The organism is Promineifilum sp. (SeqCode), assembly GCF_041918635.1.
Classification (GTDB): Bacteria; Chloroflexota; Anaerolineae; order Promineifilales; family Promineifilaceae; genus Promineifilum.
In genome coordinates, this window is the sequence record NZ_JAYRVJ010000428.1 from 1 (window position 1) to 1,517 (window position 1,517).

The window sequence follows — 1,517 nt, forward strand, 5'->3', positions numbered from 1 at the left end:
CCAGAGAAAAAGATCGAGCAGCGCCGGAATGACCATCAGCCATAGGTAACGGGTGGTCAATTCAAAGCCAGCCGATAGCGTCGCAAATACGCCCGGCAGGGTGGTAGATTTATCCTGCTTCTGCGCCATAGTTAACAGATGGATTATATCACATCTGTTCTAGCGGGGCTAAGCGGAGATGAGGGTGTGGACAGGGGCGACCTACTTTCTAAAGTGGGTTGCACCTTATATCAATCCCCCGGCTGAAGGAGGAAACAGACTGACGCGGTCGCCGTCGTTCAGAGAGAAAGTGGTCTCAACAGCCTCGTCATTGACCGCCGCGGCGCTGATCAGACCGTCAGGGATGTTGAGGCGCTGGCGCAACGTGTCCACTGTCGCGACGGACGGCAAAAGAGCGGCGAAGGGCAGGTGGGGCGCGCCGGGAGCATCGGCCGGCCGGTAGCGCCGCAGCGCGCCGTAGAGGCGAACCTCGACGTTCATCGTCGTGGGCGACGCGGTCTACTCTTCATCGAAGAGCGGCCGGATGCCGTGGTAGATCTGCGGCCCGCCGAACGTCCTGATCAGCAGATCGACCGGCTTGTGAACACGCTCGGCAATGGCGCCGATCGCCATCGGTTCGTTGCCGTTAGCCAGCAAGACGCTGAACACCGCGTCAACCAGCGACCCCTGCATCGCCAGATCGTCGCCCTGGCGGCTGAAGTAGTTCTGCACCAGGTAATTGAAGGCATCCACCTGGCGCACCTCGCCCGTCCGCGAATCGACCAGGTCTACCCGTTCGGCCGGCAGCTCTGACCCGAACTCGCCCCCTATCGATAGGCGCGTCAGCAGGTACGTCCGCAGGTCGAGATGTCCCTCATCCCACCAGCCGTAGTCGATATAGAAGCGCGTCTCCGGTGTCACGCGCCGCAAGTGCGCCGTCTTAATGGTTGGCCGCCGACTAGACAAAGACTATTCTCCCGATCTTAATTTCCTGATTCGTATTGCCAGTAATGGTCGCCCACGGCCGTGAACGCCGGGTTGCGCACCAGTTCGGCGAAGACAGGCCCCGGCGGAACCCGCCGCAACATGTTCACCGCGCTATAGAGCGTCTTGGCGTGCACGCTGTTCTGCGGCGTCAGCGCCGCCAGTGACGGGAAGACCTCGGTCAGCAGCCCGGCCACTCCCGTGCCCATCGAGGCCGCGCGTCGGGCATGCGTGTCCACCGCCGTCACCACGTCCGTACCAACGATGAGCAGGTCGTCGTAGCCGCAAGGGATGGAGCGCCGCATCAATTCGAATTGGAGGCGGTTGTCCTTCACCGCCGCCAGACGCACCCACTCGCGCTGCGGCCGCCGCCGGTCATAACCCAGCAGCACCGTCCCCGGCTCCGGGCCGGGCTGCAGATGCAGGTAGCCGCTGACCGGGATGCCGTTGTCTTTGTACCAGTTGCTCAAACCGAAGACGTAGCGCCCCTCGGCCACAATCCAGCAGACAATTGGCTCATTGGTCTGGTCATCAATGAGGGTGACGCGCTGACG

Annotated in this window: 3 protein-coding genes; all 3 read right to left on the reverse strand. The window is 62.2% G+C overall.

Annotated elements, in window-relative coordinates; all coding sequences use genetic code 11:
- Window positions 1-225 precede the first annotated feature (225 nt).
- Window positions 226-480 (reverse strand): MoaD/ThiS family protein, encoded by a 255-nt coding sequence (locus ACE3UY_RS13350; RefSeq protein ID WP_374688003.1) that lies wholly within the window; start codon window positions 478-480, stop codon window positions 226-228.
- Window positions 481-498: 18 nt separating this feature from the next.
- Window positions 499-945, reverse strand: coding sequence for a hypothetical protein (locus ACE3UY_RS13355; RefSeq protein ID WP_374688004.1), 447 nt, complete (start codon window positions 943-945; stop codon window positions 499-501).
- A gap of 17 nt (window positions 946-962) precedes the next feature.
- Window positions 963-1,517 (reverse strand): hypothetical protein (locus tag ACE3UY_RS13360; RefSeq protein ID WP_374688005.1); only part of this gene is annotated, 555 nt, incomplete at its 5' end.